Source organism: Shewanella sp. K8 (assembly GCF_028823715.1).
In the GTDB taxonomy this organism is placed as follows: domain Bacteria; phylum Pseudomonadota; class Gammaproteobacteria; order Enterobacterales; family Shewanellaceae; genus Shewanella; species Shewanella algae.
In genome coordinates this window covers 39593-55588 of record NZ_JAPEHY010000025.1, presented here as the reverse complement: position 1 = coordinate 55588, position 15996 = coordinate 39593, and the positions used below count along the sequence as shown (strand labels likewise).

At 55.1% G+C, this 15996-nt stretch carries 14 protein-coding genes; 8 read left to right on the top strand and 6 right to left on the bottom strand.

The window, feature by feature from the left end; all coding sequences use genetic code 11:
* Positions 1-45: 45 nt before the first annotated feature.
* Both ON072_RS14195 and ON072_RS14190 read right to left on the bottom strand, forming a co-directional pair.
* Entirely contained in the window at positions 46-1521 is a 1476-nt protein-coding gene (locus ON072_RS14195; protein WP_261752922.1) for a S41 family peptidase, read from the bottom strand.
* Positions 1522-1592: 71 nt separating this feature from the next.
* Complete coding sequence (locus tag ON072_RS14190) at positions 1593-2504, bottom strand: phospholipase A (protein ID WP_037474669.1); 912 nt, start codon at positions 2502-2504, stop codon at positions 1593-1595.
* Between the two features lie 384 nt (positions 2505-2888).
* On the opposite strand from ON072_RS14190, the gene cobA reads away from it, so the two are divergent.
* Genes cobA through cysC form a run of 5 tightly spaced genes read left to right on the top strand, consistent with a single transcriptional unit; the run spans position 2889 to position 8438 of the window.
* Entirely contained in the window at positions 2889-3710 is an 822-nt protein-coding gene (cobA, locus tag ON072_RS14185; protein ID WP_025009975.1) for a uroporphyrinogen-III C-methyltransferase, read from the top strand.
* A gap of 18 nt (positions 3711-3728) precedes the next feature.
* Positions 3729-4637 (top strand): sulfate adenylyltransferase subunit CysD, encoded by a 909-nt coding sequence (gene cysD, locus ON072_RS14180; protein ID WP_208170630.1) that lies wholly within the window; start codon positions 3729-3731, stop codon positions 4635-4637.
* The gene (gene cysN, locus ON072_RS14175; protein ID WP_261752923.1) at positions 4637-6052 is read left to right on the top strand and encodes a sulfate adenylyltransferase subunit CysN; all 1416 of its coding nucleotides are present in this window, start codon (positions 4637-4639) and stop codon (positions 6050-6052) included. The genes cysD and cysN overlap by 1 nt, the downstream gene beginning before the upstream one ends.
* Before the next feature lies 1 nt (position 6053).
* Complete coding sequence (locus tag ON072_RS14170; protein WP_025009978.1) at positions 6054-7790, top strand: SLC13 family permease; 1737 nt, start codon at positions 6054-6056, stop codon at positions 7788-7790.
* A gap of 9 nt (positions 7791-7799) precedes the next feature.
* Complete coding sequence (gene cysC / locus ON072_RS14165; protein WP_025009979.1) at positions 7800-8438, top strand: adenylyl-sulfate kinase; 639 nt, start codon at positions 7800-7802, stop codon at positions 8436-8438.
* A 14-nt stretch (positions 8439-8452) separates the two neighbouring features.
* Here cysC and ON072_RS14160 read toward each other — a convergent pair whose 3' ends face one another.
* Both ON072_RS14160 and ON072_RS14155 read right to left on the bottom strand, forming a co-directional pair.
* Positions 8453-9283, bottom strand: coding sequence for a TIGR03899 family protein (locus ON072_RS14160; protein ID WP_037436752.1), 831 nt, complete (start codon positions 9281-9283; stop codon positions 8453-8455).
* 65 nt (positions 9284-9348) lie between these two features.
* A complete protein-coding gene (locus tag ON072_RS14155) occupies positions 9349-10551 on the bottom strand; it encodes an MFS transporter (protein WP_025009981.1) in 1203 nt (400 codons plus the stop codon).
* A gap of 309 nt (positions 10552-10860) precedes the next feature.
* On the opposite strand from ON072_RS14155, the gene hemG reads away from it, so the two are divergent.
* Together hemG and ON072_RS14145 are read left to right on the top strand one after the other, a co-directional pair.
* Positions 10861-11403 carry a menaquinone-dependent protoporphyrinogen IX dehydrogenase gene (gene hemG, locus ON072_RS14150; RefSeq protein ID WP_025009982.1) on the top strand — a complete coding sequence of 181 codons (543 nt, stop codon included), beginning with the start codon at positions 10861-10863 and terminating at the stop codon, positions 11401-11403.
* Between the two features lie 12 nt (positions 11404-11415).
* Positions 11416-11940, top strand: coding sequence for a cytochrome b/b6 domain-containing protein (locus ON072_RS14145; protein ID WP_045283083.1), 525 nt, complete (start codon positions 11416-11418; stop codon positions 11938-11940).
* Between the two features lie 63 nt (positions 11941-12003).
* Here the strand turns inward: ON072_RS14145 and ON072_RS14140 are convergent, their stop codons facing one another.
* The gene (locus tag ON072_RS14140; protein ID WP_096142370.1) at positions 12004-13620 is read right to left on the bottom strand and encodes an AMP-binding protein; all 1617 of its coding nucleotides are present in this window, start codon (positions 13618-13620) and stop codon (positions 12004-12006) included.
* 235 nt (positions 13621-13855) lie between these two features.
* On the opposite strand from ON072_RS14140, the gene ON072_RS14135 reads away from it, so the two are divergent.
* Entirely contained in the window at positions 13856-14425 is a 570-nt protein-coding gene (locus tag ON072_RS14135) for an NADPH-dependent FMN reductase (protein ID WP_107006100.1), read from the top strand.
* 48 nt (positions 14426-14473) lie between these two features.
* Here the strand turns inward: ON072_RS14135 and ccoG are convergent, their stop codons facing one another.
* On the bottom strand, positions 14474-15880 hold the full coding sequence (gene ccoG, locus ON072_RS14130) for a cytochrome c oxidase accessory protein CcoG (protein ID WP_071238589.1): 1407 nt from the start codon (positions 15878-15880) through the stop codon (positions 14474-14476).
* Positions 15881-15996: the final 116 nt, after the last annotated feature.

The window sequence follows — 15996 nt, the reverse complement described above, 5'->3', positions numbered from 1 at the left end:
CTCTTTGACTCAATCTCCCGCAGGCTTTTATCCCTGCTTGGCTTGTTACTGCTGATCTTTCTCTGCTTGGCCGTCCTCTGCCTGAGTGGTCTCTGTCTGAGTGTCCCCGGATTGCCCCTCTGCAGAATGCTGCAGGCTTTGCTCCGGGGAGATGAGAGACAGCAATCCCTGCCATTGCAAGGGTTCATCTGTTGGCAGTTGCAGATCCGGCTCTGTGCCAACTCCGGAAAGCAACTGGCCATAGCCGTCATAGCCAAGCGAGGCGCTGATACTCAGTTGCAGGCCACTGGCCGGCAGGGTGAAATGATGCAAACGCCCCAGATCGCCACGGGTCGGCTCGCCCACCAACAGCGCCCTGCGCCAGCGTTTGGCTGCATAGGCAATCCATTCACACTCCTGGCGGCAATCCGGGCCAATAAGCAGTACCAGGCGTCCCGAGTCAGGCACAGGCGCAGCAGCCAGCTTGGGGATAGGGCGGGCATACCAGTTACTCAGGCTGGGCAGGGGCTGATTGTCCAGCGCGGCCAGCACCGGCGGAAACGGCGCGAATTGAGTGAGCGGCTCAAAGTGCAGTGGCCGCAGAAAGTCGCGCCGTAGCTGCGGTGAGCGGCGGTAGCGGCCATAGCCCAGAGGTTGGCTGCTGAGCCCATTGTGATAGTTGCCGAGAAATTGCAGCAGGCTGTCGCTGAAGCCTCGGGCGTGGCGCAGATCCAGCACCAGGGTGTGATTGCTCATCGCGCGCAGCAGATCTTGTTGCAGCTGAGGATCTGTCTCTATCGCGTTGAGATCCGTCAGACTAAACAGGGCTGTGTCAGGCGCCAATTGTTGCCAGCTGGCCAGAATGGATAAAGGGGCACTGCGAAACTGCAGCGGTACTTTCACCTCTATGTTTTGTGGCTGGAGAGCGGCGCCATAGAGAGTCAGCAGCACCTCTTCTTTGACCCTGAGTCCCATCTCCCGCCGCAGCAGATCCAGCTGTTGCAGCCAGGGCATCTGCATCTGCACGCTATTTTGCTGCTCCGGTGGCAGGAAGCGATTGGCAATCTTCTGCCAATGGCTGATGGGCAGGCCGTCGATATGGCTGATAAAAGGCGTGTCACTTTGAAGGGGCTCGTCTCTGTCATTGAGGGCCAGCCACTTGTCTTCCATGGGCCTGAGCCTGAGGGGCAAGACGCCGGAAGGCAGCGCCGCTTGGCTGAGTCGAATACCCGGGTCTTTCAACTCTCCCAGCAGCTTGTTGACTTCGGCGGTAAAACGGTTGATGGCAATGCTGTCTCGGTATTCCTGTTTCAGCCGTTGCAGCCGTTTCTCGAGCCGGGATTCAATGTCCGGATCCAGCACCATAAAGGCCGAATGCTGCTGCAATTGTTTGAGCAGCACAGTCAGATCGGCCTTCATTTGCCTCTGGCTAAGCTGCTCTTTTTTCGGTGGTTCCGGTAGCAGGAATCGTCCCAACTGCAGACTGGAAATCAGCAGCAGGAGAATAAAACAGCTAACCACTTCACGGAATCCCGGCTTCATATCACTCCCTGATATCAGCCTCTGAACCAAGAGATGGCGCAGAGGCAGTCATCGAGTTTGTTCTTGGCGGCTCAAAGAATATCGTTGATGGCGACACCTATGCCTATACGCTGGTTATGGGCGTTATAGTCGATAAGGCTTTCGCCGTAGCCATTGAAGTATTGTGCATACAGACGCAGGTTACCCAAGATGGGGTAACTCCAGGTAAATTCCACTGCGCCGCGGTTGGGGCTTTGCAGATTGTTACGCAACATCAGGCTGAATCTGTGGTCGTCTATGCCGTAGACACCTGTCAGCTCGAAGTGGCCGAGATAATCACTGATATCCGGGTTGTCGTCGCCACGGGGATCGCCCTCATATTCTTTTTCACTTTCCGGGATCCGCCACCACACCTTGGCCGCCAGCGCTATAGGGCCCTTGTCGAACACCATGGTGCCGTAAATGCGGTTCCAACTGCGGGAGAGATCGCCTGACTTGCCATTGGATTGATGCACGGCGCCAAAGCCCCAGAAGGAGTTGGTGAAGCCGGCTATTTTCCAGTCGTTGTTGAACAGCATAAAGAGTTCGGGTTCGTGGTTGGTTTCCCGAAACGGCGAGGAGATATCCTTGTTGTATACCTGCCACCAGGATTGGTTGGTATAGGCGAAAAACAGGTGACCATTGTCGCCAAACACGTTGTACATCAGCGGGAATTTAAAGCTTATCTGAAACTTGGCTTCATATTCGTCCAGGGTATAACCCTCTTCAGCCGCTTCCGCCGCAAAGGGAGTCATATTGGGTGACGGGTTATAGGTGACCGGCAGTATATAGTTGACCTTGTGTGGAGTGATCACAAAGGGCCGCTCTGAGGTTTCCAACTCCTCTTTTACCCTCTGATCGACCAGCGAAGGCTTGCTGTCTTCGGCGGCATAGAGTTGGCTGGTCGGCAGTATTGCCAGGGCCAAGGTCAGGCCGCTGAGGCTGGAACGGATTTTGGTATACATATTCTTCCCTGTTGTCTCTGAGGCTTGATGGAGTGCCCGGCTGTTGCTTCGGCTTGAGAGTGTAACATCCCGGCTTTACTGTGCACATTCCCATCCCAAGCCGTTGTCACCGAGATAAAACTATAATTTTTTGCCATAAGTTAGTGCCAAAAGCGGCAGTAGACAATAGGAAATTTCAGCAATCCACTTCCGCTTTGATTTTGTAATCTATTGAAAATAAAAAGTAATGTTTTTTATTAACAGATTTCTCAGTCTCCGGGCGCTTTCTTGTTACCGCGATTCTTGTCTATATATCTAAAAGTAATAACAACTAATGATTCTCTATTTATAGTGGAATATAACTAGCCGCTATATTGCTTACATCAGCAAGATGGGGAATAGCGCATGGAATTACTGACACTGCCCGGCAAGCGGGCCAAGGGCAAAGTTTATCTGCTTGGAGCCGGTCCCGGCGATCCTGAGCTATTGACCGTCAAGGCTTGGCACCTGCTGCAGCGCGCCGATGTGGTGCTGTTCGATGCCTTGGTCAGTCCCGAGATCCTGGCGCTGATCCCCGAAGGTGCCGAGCGCATCGCCGTGGGCAAACGGGCCGGTGAGCACAGTGCTTCTCAGAGTGAAATCAACCGTTTGTTGCTGACCAAGGCTTTTACCCGCCAAACCGTGGTCAGGCTCAAAGGGGGCGATCCCTTTATCTTCGGTCGCGGCGGCGAGGAGTTGCAGACTCTGGCACAGGCCGGCGTCGCCTTCGAAGTGGTGCCGGGCATCACGGCCGCCAGCGGTACCGCCGCCTATGCGGGTATTCCCTTGACCCACAGGGATTTTGCCCAAGGGGTCAGCTTTATTACCGGTCATTGCCAGCTGCAAAACCGCCCCATGGATTGGCAAGGCTATGCCAACCCGGCCAACACCCTGGTGGTGTACATGGGGATCCTCAATGCCGGGCTCATTCAGCAACAACTGATTGCCCATGGTCGCAGCCCGCAGACGCCGGTGGCCATAGTATCCAAGGCCACGACCAGACAGCAGCAGCTTGTTATCGGCACTCTGGAGCAGTTGCAAACCCTGGCTCAGGACCCGCGGGTAGTGATGCCGGCGCTGATGATCATAGGCGAAGTCGTCGCTCTGGCAGACAGCCTCAGCTGGTTTGAACCCGAGGCGGCAAATAATGACCTGCAACTACAACATGATGCTGCTACAGCACTTTGAATCAATTGGAGAAATAAGATGTCAGGGCCAGTGTTGAGTCACCTTGAACAGTTGGAAGCCGAGAGCATCCAGATCTTTCGCGAAGTTGCCGCCGAATTCGACAACCCGGTGATGTTGTACTCCATCGGCAAGGATTCTTCCGTGCTGTTGCATCTGGCGCGCAAGGCCTTCTATCCGGGCAAGATCCCATTCCCCTTGCTGCATGTGGATACCGACTGGAAGTTTCGCGAGATGATACGTTTTCGTGATCAGGCGGCCAAGAAGTACGGCTTCGAGCTTCTGGTGCACAAGAACCCGCAAGGCCTGGCGATGGGCATGAATCCCTTTACCTTTGGCTCGGCCAAGCACACAGACGTGATGAAGACCGAAGGCCTGAAACAGGCCCTGGATAAATACGGTTTCGATGCCGCCTTTGGCGGCGCCCGCCGCGACGAGGAGAAGTCCCGCGCCAAGGAGCGTGTCTATTCCTTTCGCGATCGCCATCACCGCTGGGATCCCAAGAACCAGCGCCCCGAGCTGTGGCATACCTATAACGGTCAGGTCAACAAGGGGGAGAGCATCAGGGTCTTCCCGCTCTCCAACTGGACCGAGTTGGATATTTGGCAATACATCTATCAGGAAAACATCGACATAGTGCCGCTCTATTTTGCCGAGCAGCGCCCTGTGGTGAAGCGCGATGGCAGCCTGATCATGGTCGATGACGAGCGGATGCCGCTCAATGAAGGCGAAGTGCCCGAGTATCGCCGGGTGCGTTTTCGCACTCTGGGGTGTTATCCCTTGACCGGCGCCATAGAGTCCAGTGCCGCGACACTGGCAGAGATTATCGAAGAGATGTTGCTGTCCCGCTCCAGTGAGCGTCAGGGACGGGTCATCGACAGGGATTCGTCCGGGTCGATGGAAAAGAAAAAGCGTGAGGGGTATTTCTAATGTCGGTTGCACAACAAGTCAATGAGCAGGGTATAGAGCAATATCTTAAAAATCAGCAGCATAAATCGCTTTTGAAGTTTCTGACCTGTGGTTCCGTGGATGACGGCAAGTCAACCCTGATAGGCCGTTTGCTGCACGACAGCGCCCAGATCTATGAAGATCAACTGGCGGCACTGCACAAGGATTCCAAGAGCCATGGCACCACGGGCGAAGCCGTGGATCTGGCTTTGCTGGTGGATGGCCTGCAGGCCGAGCGCGAGCAGGGGATCACCATAGATGTGGCCTATCGTTATTTCTCTACCGAGAAGCGCAAGTTCATCATTGCCGACACTCCCGGGCATGAGCAGTACACCCGCAATATGGCGACCGGCGCTTCCAACTGCGATCTGGCGATTATTCTGATCGACGGTCGCTACGGGGTGCAGACCCAGACCCGCAGGCACAGCTTTATCTGCTCTCTCTTGGGGATCAAGCAGTTCATCGTGGCCGTCAACAAGATGGATCTGCTGGATTTCAGTGAGGAGCGTTTCGAGGCGATCAAGGCCGACTATCTGGCGTTTGCCGGCCAGTTACAGCTGGACGATATCCGCTTTGTACCGCTGTCGGCACTCGATGGCGACAACCTGGTGAACCGCTCGGCGCGCACCCCTTGGTATCAGGGCGAAACCCTGCTTGCCATGCTGGAGAGTGCGCCTGTGACCGGCTTTAACCACGCCTTTGATGCCCGCTTCCCGGTGCAGTATGTCAGCCGTCCCAACCTGGACTTCCGCGGTTTTGCCGGTACTTTGGCCTCCGGCAGTCTGCAAGTTGGCCAGAGGGTCAAGGTGCTGCCTTCGGGGAAAGAGTCGACTATCGCCTCGATTGTTACCTTCGATGGTGAGCTCAAGCAGGGCTATGCCGGCCAGGCATTGACCCTGACCCTGAGTGATGAGATAGATATCAGCCGCGGCGATGTGATAGTGCCGGCGGCGAGCCCTGTGGGCGTTTCCAACCGACTGCTGGCCAAGGTGGTGTGGATGCACGAGCAGCCGCTGACACCCGGCAAGCAGTACAACATCAAGCTGGGAACCAAAAAGGTGCCCGCCAGTGTCAGCCGCATACTGCACAGCATAGATGTGAATACCCTGGCACAGGACAGTGTTGCCGAGCTGAGCCTCAACACCATAGCCCTGGTTGAGCTGGAGCTGAGTGAGGCCGTGGTGTTCGATGCCTATAGTGACAATCGCGATACCGGCGGTTTTATCTTTATCGATCGCATCAGCAATGTCACTGTCGGTGCCGGTATGGTGCAGCAGGCGCTTGAGGAAACTGAAAAAACGACCCATTTCAGTGAGTTTGAATTGGAACTCAATGCCTTGATCCGCAAGCATTTCCCCCATTGGCAGGCGCTGGATATCCGCGCTCGGGGAGACTGAATTGTCTGAAACCTGGATCCTGGGGTTAATACTGCTCGCGCTGGTGGCCGGACTCGTCAGTGGTCTGGCATCACCGGCCATGCTGTTTACCATAGCGGCGCTGCTCAGTTACCTCTTGGGTATGCTGGAGCTTGAGTCGCTGCTGGGCAGTTTTACCAACGCCAGTCTGGTGACTCTGGTGCTTCTGGTGCTGGCAACCACGGCACTGGAGAAGACGCCCTTGCTCGGTAGGCTCAGCCAGGTCATAGGCTCAGGCTCCTTGGGGCTGACCATGGCCAAGCTGGGGTTTTCCACTGCGTTGCTGTCGTCTTTCACCAACAATACTGCAGTGGTGGCCTCGCTGATTGGCGTGGTGCGTCGCAATCAGCAGCATGCACCGGCCAAGTTATTGCTGCCCTTATCCTACGCGGCGATTTTGGGCGGCACCCTGACCCTGATTGGCACCTCGACCAACCTGATAGTGAACTCCTTTGTTGAAAACGCCGGGCTGAAACCCCTGGGCTTTTTTGAGTTTTCCTTGATTGGCCTGGCCGTGGTGGTGGCCGGTATCGCGCTTTTGGTGTTGCTGTCACACTTGTTGCCCGATGGCGATGAGCAACATGGTGATGAAAGTCTGCCCTATCTGTTGGAAGCCAAAGTGCTGCCCGGCTCGACCCTGGTGGGCCGCAGCGTGCAGGACAACAGACTCAGAGCCCTGAAAAAGCTCTATCTGGCTGAGCTCGAGCGCAGCGGCATTCGCATCTGCCCTGTGCCGCCGCAACTCGTGCTGGCCGCGGGGGATGTGCTGCGCTTCAGCGGCGCGGTGGAGTCGGTGGAGTTGTTGCATCAATTCGATGGTTTGGAGTGGTTCGGCAAGCAGCAGGCCAGGGGCCAGAATCTGGTGGAAGCCGTGCTGGCGCCGTCTTCGGCTTTGGTGGGCTCTTCGCTCAAGGCCTCGCGATTTCGGGAGCAGTTTGATGCCGCCGTAATGGCGATTCGCCGCGGCCATCATCCACTCAAGGGCGGCTTGGGCGACATAGTGCTGCAGGCCGGAGATGTGTTGCTGTTGACCCCGGGTGATGGCTTTGGCCGTAATCCGCGTCTCAGTACCGACTTTGCCGCGGTCAGCGGCCTGGACTTGAGTGTCAGGCTGGACAGTCGCCGCAGTCAGTGGGTGCTGGCGGGCTTTGTGCTCACCATAGCTGCCAGTCTGCTGGGCTGGCTGCCGCTGGCCAAGGGGCTGGTGCTCTTGCTGCTCAGTTATCTGGCGATAGGTGCGGTGACCCTGGGCGAGCTCAAACGGCGGTTCCCGCTGGAGCTGGTGTTGATTGTCGGCAGCGCCCTGAGTCTGGCCAATCTGATGTTGGATACCGGCTTGGCCAAAGGGATGGCCGATACTCTGCTCGGCGCCTTTTCCGGCTTTGGGGTCTTTGGCGCCTTTGTCGGGGTTTATTTGTTGACCTTGCTGTTGACCGAACTCATAACCAATAACGCGGCGGCGGCCTTGGCTTTTCCCGTGGCCTATGCGATTGCGACCAGCTTCGGGGTCGACAGTCGGCCCTTTATTCTGGCAGTGGTGTTTGGTGCCAGCGCCAGCTTTATTTCGCCCTATGGCTACCAAACCAATCTGATGGTGTTCAACGCCGGTAATTACCGCTTTATTGATTTTGTGCGCTTGGGGCTGCCGCTGTCGCTGCTTTACTCGGCGATAGTTCTGTTTCTGGTGCCCATGCTGTTCCCCTTTGATGCGGGTCTTTAAGGAATGACGATGAAGAATTCTACCCAGCCCAATGCCGATATCGTTTGGCATCAGCATGCTGTCGATCAGGCGGCCAGGGCAGCCCAGAAGGGCCAACAACCTGTGCTGCTCTGGTTCACCGGGCTGTCCGGCGCCGGCAAGTCGACCCTGGCAGGCGCCCTGGAGCGGGCACTGTTCGAGGCGGGGTTTCATACCTATCTGCTCGATGGCGACAATGTGCGTCATGGTCTTTGCAAAGATCTCGGCTTCAGCGCCGCCGATAGGGATGAAAACCTGCGAAGAGTGGGCGAAGTGGCGCACCTGATGGTGGATGCCGGTTTGCTGGTACTGTCGGCCTTTATCTCGCCGACCCGGGCCGAGCGTGATGCCATTCGCTGCCGGTTTGCCGCGGGGCGTTTTATCGAAGTGCATGTTTCCACGCCACTGGCTGTGTGTGAGGCCCGCGATCCCAAGGGCTTGTATCAGAAGGCGCGTAAGGGGGAAATCCGTGACTTTACCGGAATTTCGGCGCCCTACGAAGAGCCGCTGGCTGCCGAGTTGACCATAGATACCAGCAAGGGCGATCTCAATACCCAGGTGCAGGCATTGCTGGATTACCTTTCTGCCTTGGAAGTGATCCCGTCGACGCGATTACAGGCCAGCGCCTGAGGCTCAGTTGATGCCTAACTGATGCTGAAGTCTTTGGTAAACAAGGCCTTCAGCGCATTGATATAGGCTTCGTCTTCCCTTGGACGCACCAACAGTGCCAGTTCATCGCCCACTGGGGTAAAGCGGTAGTAGCTGAACAGCAGGTGGCCTGATTTTGGGGTCAGCTTCAGGTGTTGCTGTTGGATCTGCAGTTGCAGCGAGCTCTTGCTGTCCAATATGCCGGTCTCGAACTCGCCCCTGTGCAGTATGCCGCCGTCCACCAGGGTGAGTATGCTTGAGTAGGGCATGCCGAATTGCGACAACCCCAGGTTGACCGCGCTGTGTTTACGAAAATACTGGCCTATGCCGCCGCTGACTCTGTAACCACTGATAAGCTTGAGTCGGCTCTCATTGTTGACCTTGACCGCCATTCCCAGCGCTTTTTCCAGTATGTGTGCCTCTCTCAAGGTCAACTGTTTCAGGGTTGCCAGGGTACGCAGGCTGAAATTGCCTGGATTGATGATTTCACTTGAGAGTATCCGAGCCCATAGATCTTGCATCTTGCGATTGTGGATCTGCTCGGCCATTTGGAAGAATTGATGTACCCAGTCGGGATCCAGCTCCACCCCGGTCACATCGGACGGGGTATAGCTCAGTGCCATGGCGTAGATGTTTTCCAGGTTGCGTTGGTACTGGGCTTGTTGTTTGTCGATGCGAAAGGCCGCCCGTTCGGCGACGCTGGCATTGGCGGGTTTATAGTCCTGCTCAGAGGCGAGTCCCAGCAGGCGCCCGAGGCGCAGTGCCTTCTTGCGGGCCGATGCCTGACCGGGTTCCTCTATTTCTCTGGGGAGTTTTTCCTCTGCCATCTTGATTATCTTCTCGCGAAAACTGTGCTTCTTTATGCATAATTTTCAGTTAGTTGTCCAGTAATTCAGCCGGCTTCCTGCTGTTGGGTTTCTGTAACGAGGGCCTTGTGCCAACTGAGTTCGCGTCCGGGGGCCGGGTCCTTGGGCACCAGGCGTGCCAGCAACAGCGAACAGGCGGCGAGTCCGGCACCGATATAAAACACTGCCGCCGGTGAACTGAGCCAGAGCACTCCGAGCAATACCGGGATCACCACGGCCGCGATATGATTGATGGTAAAACTGACCGACATGGTGGCGGCAATGTCTTTGGGATCGGCAATTTTTTGGAAATAGGTCTTGATGGCAATCGCCATGGCAAACAGCAGATGGTCTATCACATAGAGCGCCGCTGCCATGTGGCCGTCCTCCACCAGGGCATAGCTGATAAACAGCAGCACCAGACCGATATATTCCAGGGTCAGGGCGTGCCTTTCTCCTATGCGGCCGATAAAGCGACCTATGGCCGGGGCAAACAGCAGATTGACTACATAGTTGATCAGAAACAGAGCCGTGATCTCACTGACGCTGTAACCGAACTTCTCCACCATCATAAAGCCGGCGAACACCATGAAGATTTGCCGTCTGGCTCCCGAGAAAAAGGTCAGTAGGTAATAGAGCCAGTAGCGTTTTCTGAGGATGATTTTCTTGTGCTGAACTTCGCCGGTATCGAACCTGGGGAAATAGCAGTAGAGAGTGATCACCATCAAAAGCCCCAAGGCGCCTATGAGGCTGTACATCCAGACATAGTCCAGCTTGAATACTGTCATCACCAACCATATGCTGCCGTAACCTCCCAGGGCGGCCGCGGCGCGCCATGACATGGCCTTTCCCATAAAACCGGCTGTCTGGGACTTGTCGACCCATTGCAGGGTCAGGGATTGATTGATGGTTTCAAAGTAGTGAAAGCCGACCGACATTAAAATGGTCGTCAGATAGAGCCCCAATACCTGGGGAAAGAAACCGGTAATGCCCACCCCGATACACAGCAGCGCCAGCGACAACAGGGCGAAGGCCTGTTCTTTGATCAATAGCAGCACAAAAATGGCGCTAAAAGCCAGAAACCCGGGAACCTCCCTGAGGCTTTGCAGCATGCCTATTTCGGCGCCGGTAAATTGTGCTCTTTCAATAACAAAGTTGTTCAGCAGGGCCTGCCAGACGGCGAATACCAAGGACATGACAAAGGTCATCCACAGTAGCAAGGCCTGGGGATTGCGTGTTGGTTGCTGCATCTTGTTTCGAACATGGCTGGGGAGTATCAGCTTATGCTAATACCTGAACCTGGAGATAACCAGAAAACTTTGTTGAAAAATATAATCCGCCTGTAAAGCCACTGTAGCGCCAGGGTTCCACTGCCATAGAGGCTTCTTGAGGGGCGGTTACTCAAAGGGTCCCACAGCGGTTATTTTTTGTGAACTACCCGGTATTTCCGCGGCTTGGACAGCGTTTCGCCCTTTGGCCGTGATCTGTTTCATGTAAATAAGCTAATGGATCACCTAAGATGACACCAGTACTAAGAGATTGAACTACTAGGGGTTAAGGTGAGCAAGACTCTTCTGCTGTATTCCAGCGTGCATGGTCAGACCCGCAAGATCTGTGACGTTATGGCAAAGCAACTTGGCGCTCTGGGGCAGCAAGTGACCATGGCGGCGATTGATGATGCGCCGGATCTGGCCGATTTTGATCGGGTTGCCATTGGAGCCAGTATTCGTCACGGCAAACACAATCCCGCCGTGTTCGACTATATCCGCCAACATCAGCAGCAGTTGGAAAGCAAGGCCAATGGTTTCTTTTCCGTGAGTCTGGTGGCGCGCAAGCCGGAAAAAAATACCCCTGAAACCAACCCTTACATGCAGGCGTTTCTTGCCAAGACTGAATGGAAGCCCAAGCAACTGGCTGTGTTCGGCGGTAATCTGGACTATCAGGGCTACGGGGCCATGGACAGAAACATCATACGTTTCATCATGTGGATCACCAAGGGACCGACCGATCCCAATACCTGCATCGAATACACAGATTGGGGCAAGGTGCAGGAATTTGCCGAGCAATTGGCGGCGCAAACTCTGATCTCCAGGGCGGGTTAAAGCGAGGCTGAAATGGCTCTGTTGCAACGTCTTTGGCGCTTCTATAGTGCCCATCAACACTTGTTGTTAATCCTCTTGTGCCTGTTTCTGGTGCTGGGCAGTGGCAGTCTGATGATGATCCGCAGCATCAGGGCCGGCGCCGGCTTCTGGGATCTGAGCCATGTTTATCTCGGGCTCCTGTGCGTACCTTTGTCGCTGACATTTCTTGTGAGCAACTGCACCTCGGGCCGCTGGCGCCAGTATTTCAGCCTGTTTATCGGTGATTGGCGTCAGATAGGCGCCGATATCGGCGGCTTGTTCAAAGGCAAGTTACCGGTCGCCGGCGGCAAGGGGCTGTTCAGCCTGATAGAAGGGCTGGGGATGCTACTGCTGCTGGGTGTGGCCCTGACCGGCCTGCTCTGGTATTTGACCCAAGGCTCCAGTGATGCGCTGTTCTGGCGAGGCTGGCACAAACATCTGGCCCACGGTTTTATTGGCTTTTTGATAGTGCACGCCATCTGTGCCCTCAGTCATCTGCTTGACTTCTTTCGTCAGTAGGGCGCTGAAAGTAAAAAGCTTTGACAATAAAAATGCCGCTTAACAGCGGCATTTTTATCTGACTTATTTACGCAGTTCACGCCTGAGTATCTTGCCGACCGTGCTCTTGGGCAGTTGGGCGACAAACTCTATCACCTTGGGCACCTTGTAGGCCGCGAGCTCCGCTCGGCAGTGTGCCTCTATGGCTGCTTGAGCCTTGGTGGCATCGACCTCAGGTTTGAGCACTATTACCGCCTTGACGGCTTCACCGCTGCGCTCATCTTCAACACCGATAACCGCGCATTCAAGTACCAACTCACAGCGGGCCAGCACGTTTTCGACTTCGTTGGGGTAAACATTGAAGCCGGAAACGATAATCAGATCTTTCTTGCGATCCACTATGCTGTGATAGCCATCTTCACTCTCAATGGCGATATCTCCTGTCTTGAAGAAGCCATCCTCTGTCATCACAGCCGCAGTTTCATCGGGCTTTTGCCAGTAACCACTCATCACCTGAGGGCCGCGCACCGCCAGTTCACCGGCTTGACCCGGTGGCAGCGGCTGGTCATTGCCATCGAGAATTTGCACTTGAGTCTCAATAACCGGTTTGCCTATGCTGCCCAGACGTTCCAGTCCTGGCGCGTTGAGGGAGATAACCGGCGAGGTTTCACTCAGGCCATAGCCTTCAGATATGGTGCAGCCAGTGGTTTGTTGCCAGAGTTTGGCCGCCGCTTCGGTGAGGGCGGTACCGCCTGAAATAGTGATCTTCAGATGGGAGAAGTCCAGTTCACGGAAGGCTTGCTGGTGGCACAGACCGACAAAAAGGGTGTTGAGCCCGGCAAATCCGGTAAAGGGATATTTGGCTAAGGTCTTGATCAGCGAGGCTATGTCCCTCGGGTTGGGAATAAGTACCGTCAGAGCGCCGCGCTCGAAGTAAAGCACCAGATTCACCAAAAAGGCGTAAATATGGTAGATGGGCAGCGGGGCGACGAAGATCTCTTCCCCCTGTACCAGGTTGGCGCCGATACGGGATTCACATTGCAGGGCGTTGGCAATCAGGTTTCTGTGGCTGAGCATGGCCCCCTTGGAAAGGCCTGTGGTACCGCCCGTGTATTGCAGCGCCACCAAATCGTCCAGAGTCAGCTTTACTTCGTTGAATTCCAGCTGACGTCCCAGCTCAAGGACCTTGGTGAATTCGATATTTTTCAGGCCGGTTCTAGGCTGAATTTGCGGCTCGATAAGATCCAGCGGGTGGGTGGAAATCACAGTTTCAATCGGGGTACTGGCAACGACTTTGGCCAGAATGGGCAAGAGATCCGACAGCACTACCAGCGCCTTGGCGCCGGAGTCCTTGAACTGATGGATCAATTCCCGCTCGGTATACAGGGGGTTGGTATTCACCAGCACCAGGCCTGCGCGAATCGCGCCATAGGCAGCAATAACGAACTGGCTGATATTGGGTAGCTGGATGGCGATGCGATCGCCGACTTGCAACTGGGTGTTGTGTTGCAGGAAAGCGGCAAAGGCGCGTGAGTCCCTCTCCAGTTCCCGGAAGCTGATGGCCTTGCCGAGGCAGGCAAAGGCGCTCTTGTCGCCGTAACGCTCACAACTACTGACTATCATATCTGCAAGAGAGTCATAGCGGGAAAAATCCAACTGAGTCTGGCTATCGTATACCTGATTCTGTATCACTCTTGTCATCACCTTTTCCTTTGGGATTTGTTATTGTTATTTGGTTTTGAACGCTTATTTAGCCCTGATATTAACTCTGGCCCCTGTCTCCCCCGAGACTTTCTGCGCTGTGCTGAATGCTGCGCCAAAAAGTTTTGCAACGATCTGGATTCAGGTTAGAGGCAAAGCGCGGCCAAGGCAATGGTGGCGAATGAAAAATCCTGTTCAATAAATGGGTTAATCGACTGTAATTAAGGATAAAAACATGCAGCAACTGCGGATAAAGTTTATTTCCGGTAGCTTGAGAAAAGGCTCGTTTAACACCCGTCTAGCCCATTATGCCGCCGCCGTGGCCGCCGAGCTGGGGCTGGAGTCTGAGGTGCTGGCACTGAATGCGTTTCCCATGCCCCTGCTCAATCAGGATGACGAGGCCGAATTTGGCGCCCCCGAAGCTGCCGTGGCACTCAAGGGAAAGCTGTTGCAGAGCGATTGTCTGGTGCTGGTGTGCCCCGAGTACAATGGCTCCATAACTGCGGTCTTGAAAAATGCCATCGACTGGCTGTCCCGCCCGGCAACTCAACCCGCGGGCAATGTGTTTGCCGGTAAATGGGTGGCTCTGATGGCGGCAAGCCCGGGAGCACTCGGAGGGCTCAGAGGCTTGACCCCGGTCCGCGAGCTGATGTTCAACCTGGGGGCGTTGGTATTGCCCGAGCAGTTGGCGCTTGCCAAGGCTCACGAAGCCTTTACCGAAGATGGTTCTCTGCTGGGAGATTACCAGCAGAGCAAGGTGAAAAGCATACTGCAGGGGCTGATTGCCCAGCAGAGCAAAGGCTAAAAAGCGGGCGGCGAAGCAGGGTGAAACACTTCGCCGCCCTGAGGCAACTCAAGGGGCAAAAAATACCGACTTCTGGCTGACGCTATTATCTGGTGCATCGGCCTCGGTCACTTTAAACAGCAGATTGCTGCGGTTGTTGTCGATTTGCGCCACAGGCACAGTCAGGGTCAGCGGCAATTCATACTGCTCGCCGGCGGCGATGTGAACGCTATTGGTCGACAACTTATAGGGCAGGGCGCCGCTGATCTCTATCTGGTAGTGCTTATCCTGCTGGGTCTTATTGCGTATTTTCAGCAGATAGCTGTTTTCTATGCCGTCATCCAGGGTTTCCCGGTACAGGCTCTGGCGGTCGCGGATCACGTTGAGCGTGATGGGATCCCGCGAGTAGATATCCAGCCCCATGGTGCAGAGTATGACCAGCAAGGCGGCGCCATAGCCAATAAAGCGTTTGCGCTGCCATAGTGGCGGAGTTTGCCCGGTCAGTGACTCTTCACTGGTATAGGAGATGAGCCCGGGGCGATAACCAAACTTGCTCATGGTCTGATCGCAGGCATCGACGCAGGCGCCACAGTTGATGCACTCATATTGCAGGCCGTTACGAATATCTATCCCGGTGGGACACACCTCGACGCAGAGATTACAGTCGACACAGTCGCCAAGCTCTGTGGCTTGCTTGCGCTTTCTTGGGCCACGGCTTTCACCTCGCTGGGCATCATAGGTCACTGTCTTGGTGAAGGAATCGAACATGGCTGATTGGAATCTGGCGTAGGGGCAGCAGTGCAGGCACATCTGCTCACGCATCCAACCGGCATTGAGATAGGTACACAGGGCAAAAAAGTACACCCAGGCGCTATCCCAAAAACCGGCGGAGAAGGTAAAAATCTCCGGATACAGCTGCTTGGCCGGTACAAAGTAGGCGATAAAGCCACAACCGGTGATCAGAGACATTAAAATCCACAGCAGATGTTTGCCGCCGCGCTTGCCGGCCTTACTGACCGTCATGGGCGAGGCATCCAGCTTGATCCTCTGGTTACGGCTGCCTTCCAGCTTCTCTTCTACCCAGGCAAAGCCGAACGTCCAGGCGGTTTGCGGGCAGAGATAACCACACCAGACCCGGCCCCAAAACAGGGTCACAAAAAACAGTGCAAAGGCGGCGGCGATAAAGAACCAAGCCAACAGGGTAAAATCCTGGGGCCAGAGGCTGCTGCCAAAAAAGTAAAACTGTTGATTGGCCAGATCGAACCAAATGGCCTGTCGTCCCTGCCAGTCGATAAAGGGCAGTAACAGAAACAGGGCTATCAACAGGGCGTTGAGGCCGCTGCGCCAACGTTGAAAATAACCGCGTTGGCTACGAAAGTGGATTTTGCCGCCTTTGTGGCTGCTTTTCTTGTCTTGGGGGGAGGGGATAAAAGTGACCGGAATCGCTTCCGATGACTGTCTTGCCTGTTGAACCATGCTACTTCCTGAATGACGACTGACACACGGCTAGGCAATGGCAAGAGGCGTGCCAGTTCCAATACAGGATTAACTTATTGATTTATATCTAATGTTTGTTTGGGTACAGGGGGATT

What these genes read in the sequence shown, in the direction of transcription:
- cysD (WP_208170630.1), top strand. Translation starts at nt 3,729, where the DNA reads ATGTCAGGGCCAGTGTTGAGTCACCTTGAACAGTTGGAAGCCGAGAGC.
- ON072_RS14160 (WP_037436752.1), bottom strand. Translation starts at nt 9,283, where the DNA reads ATGGCAGAGGAAAAACTCCCCAGAGAAATAGAGGAACCCGGTCAGGCA.
- ON072_RS14155 (WP_025009981.1), bottom strand. Translation starts at nt 10,551, where the DNA reads ATGCAGCAACCAACACGCAATCCCCAGGCCTTGCTACTGTGGATGACC.
- ON072_RS14190 (WP_037474669.1), bottom strand. Translation starts at nt 2,504, where the DNA reads ATGTATACCAAAATCCGTTCCAGCCTCAGCGGCCTGACCTTGGCCCTG.
- ON072_RS14195 (WP_261752922.1), bottom strand. Translation starts at nt 1,521, where the DNA reads ATGAAGCCGGGATTCCGTGAAGTGGTTAGCTGTTTTATTCTCCTGCTG.
- ccoG (WP_071238589.1), bottom strand. Translation starts at nt 15,880, where the DNA reads ATGGTTCAACAGGCAAGACAGTCATCGGAAGCGATTCCGGTCACTTTT.
- ON072_RS14140 (WP_096142370.1), bottom strand. Translation starts at nt 13,620, where the DNA reads ATGACAAGAGTGATACAGAATCAGGTATACGATAGCCAGACTCAGTTG.
- cobA (WP_025009975.1), top strand. Translation starts at nt 2,889, where the DNA reads ATGGAATTACTGACACTGCCCGGCAAGCGGGCCAAGGGCAAAGTTTAT.
- ON072_RS14135 (WP_107006100.1), top strand. Translation starts at nt 13,856, where the DNA reads ATGCAGCAACTGCGGATAAAGTTTATTTCCGGTAGCTTGAGAAAAGGC.
- cysN (WP_261752923.1), top strand. Translation starts at nt 4,637, where the DNA reads ATGTCGGTTGCACAACAAGTCAATGAGCAGGGTATAGAGCAATATCTT.
- ON072_RS14145 (WP_045283083.1), top strand. Translation starts at nt 11,416, where the DNA reads ATGGCTCTGTTGCAACGTCTTTGGCGCTTCTATAGTGCCCATCAACAC.
- cysC (WP_025009979.1), top strand. Translation starts at nt 7,800, where the DNA reads ATGAAGAATTCTACCCAGCCCAATGCCGATATCGTTTGGCATCAGCAT.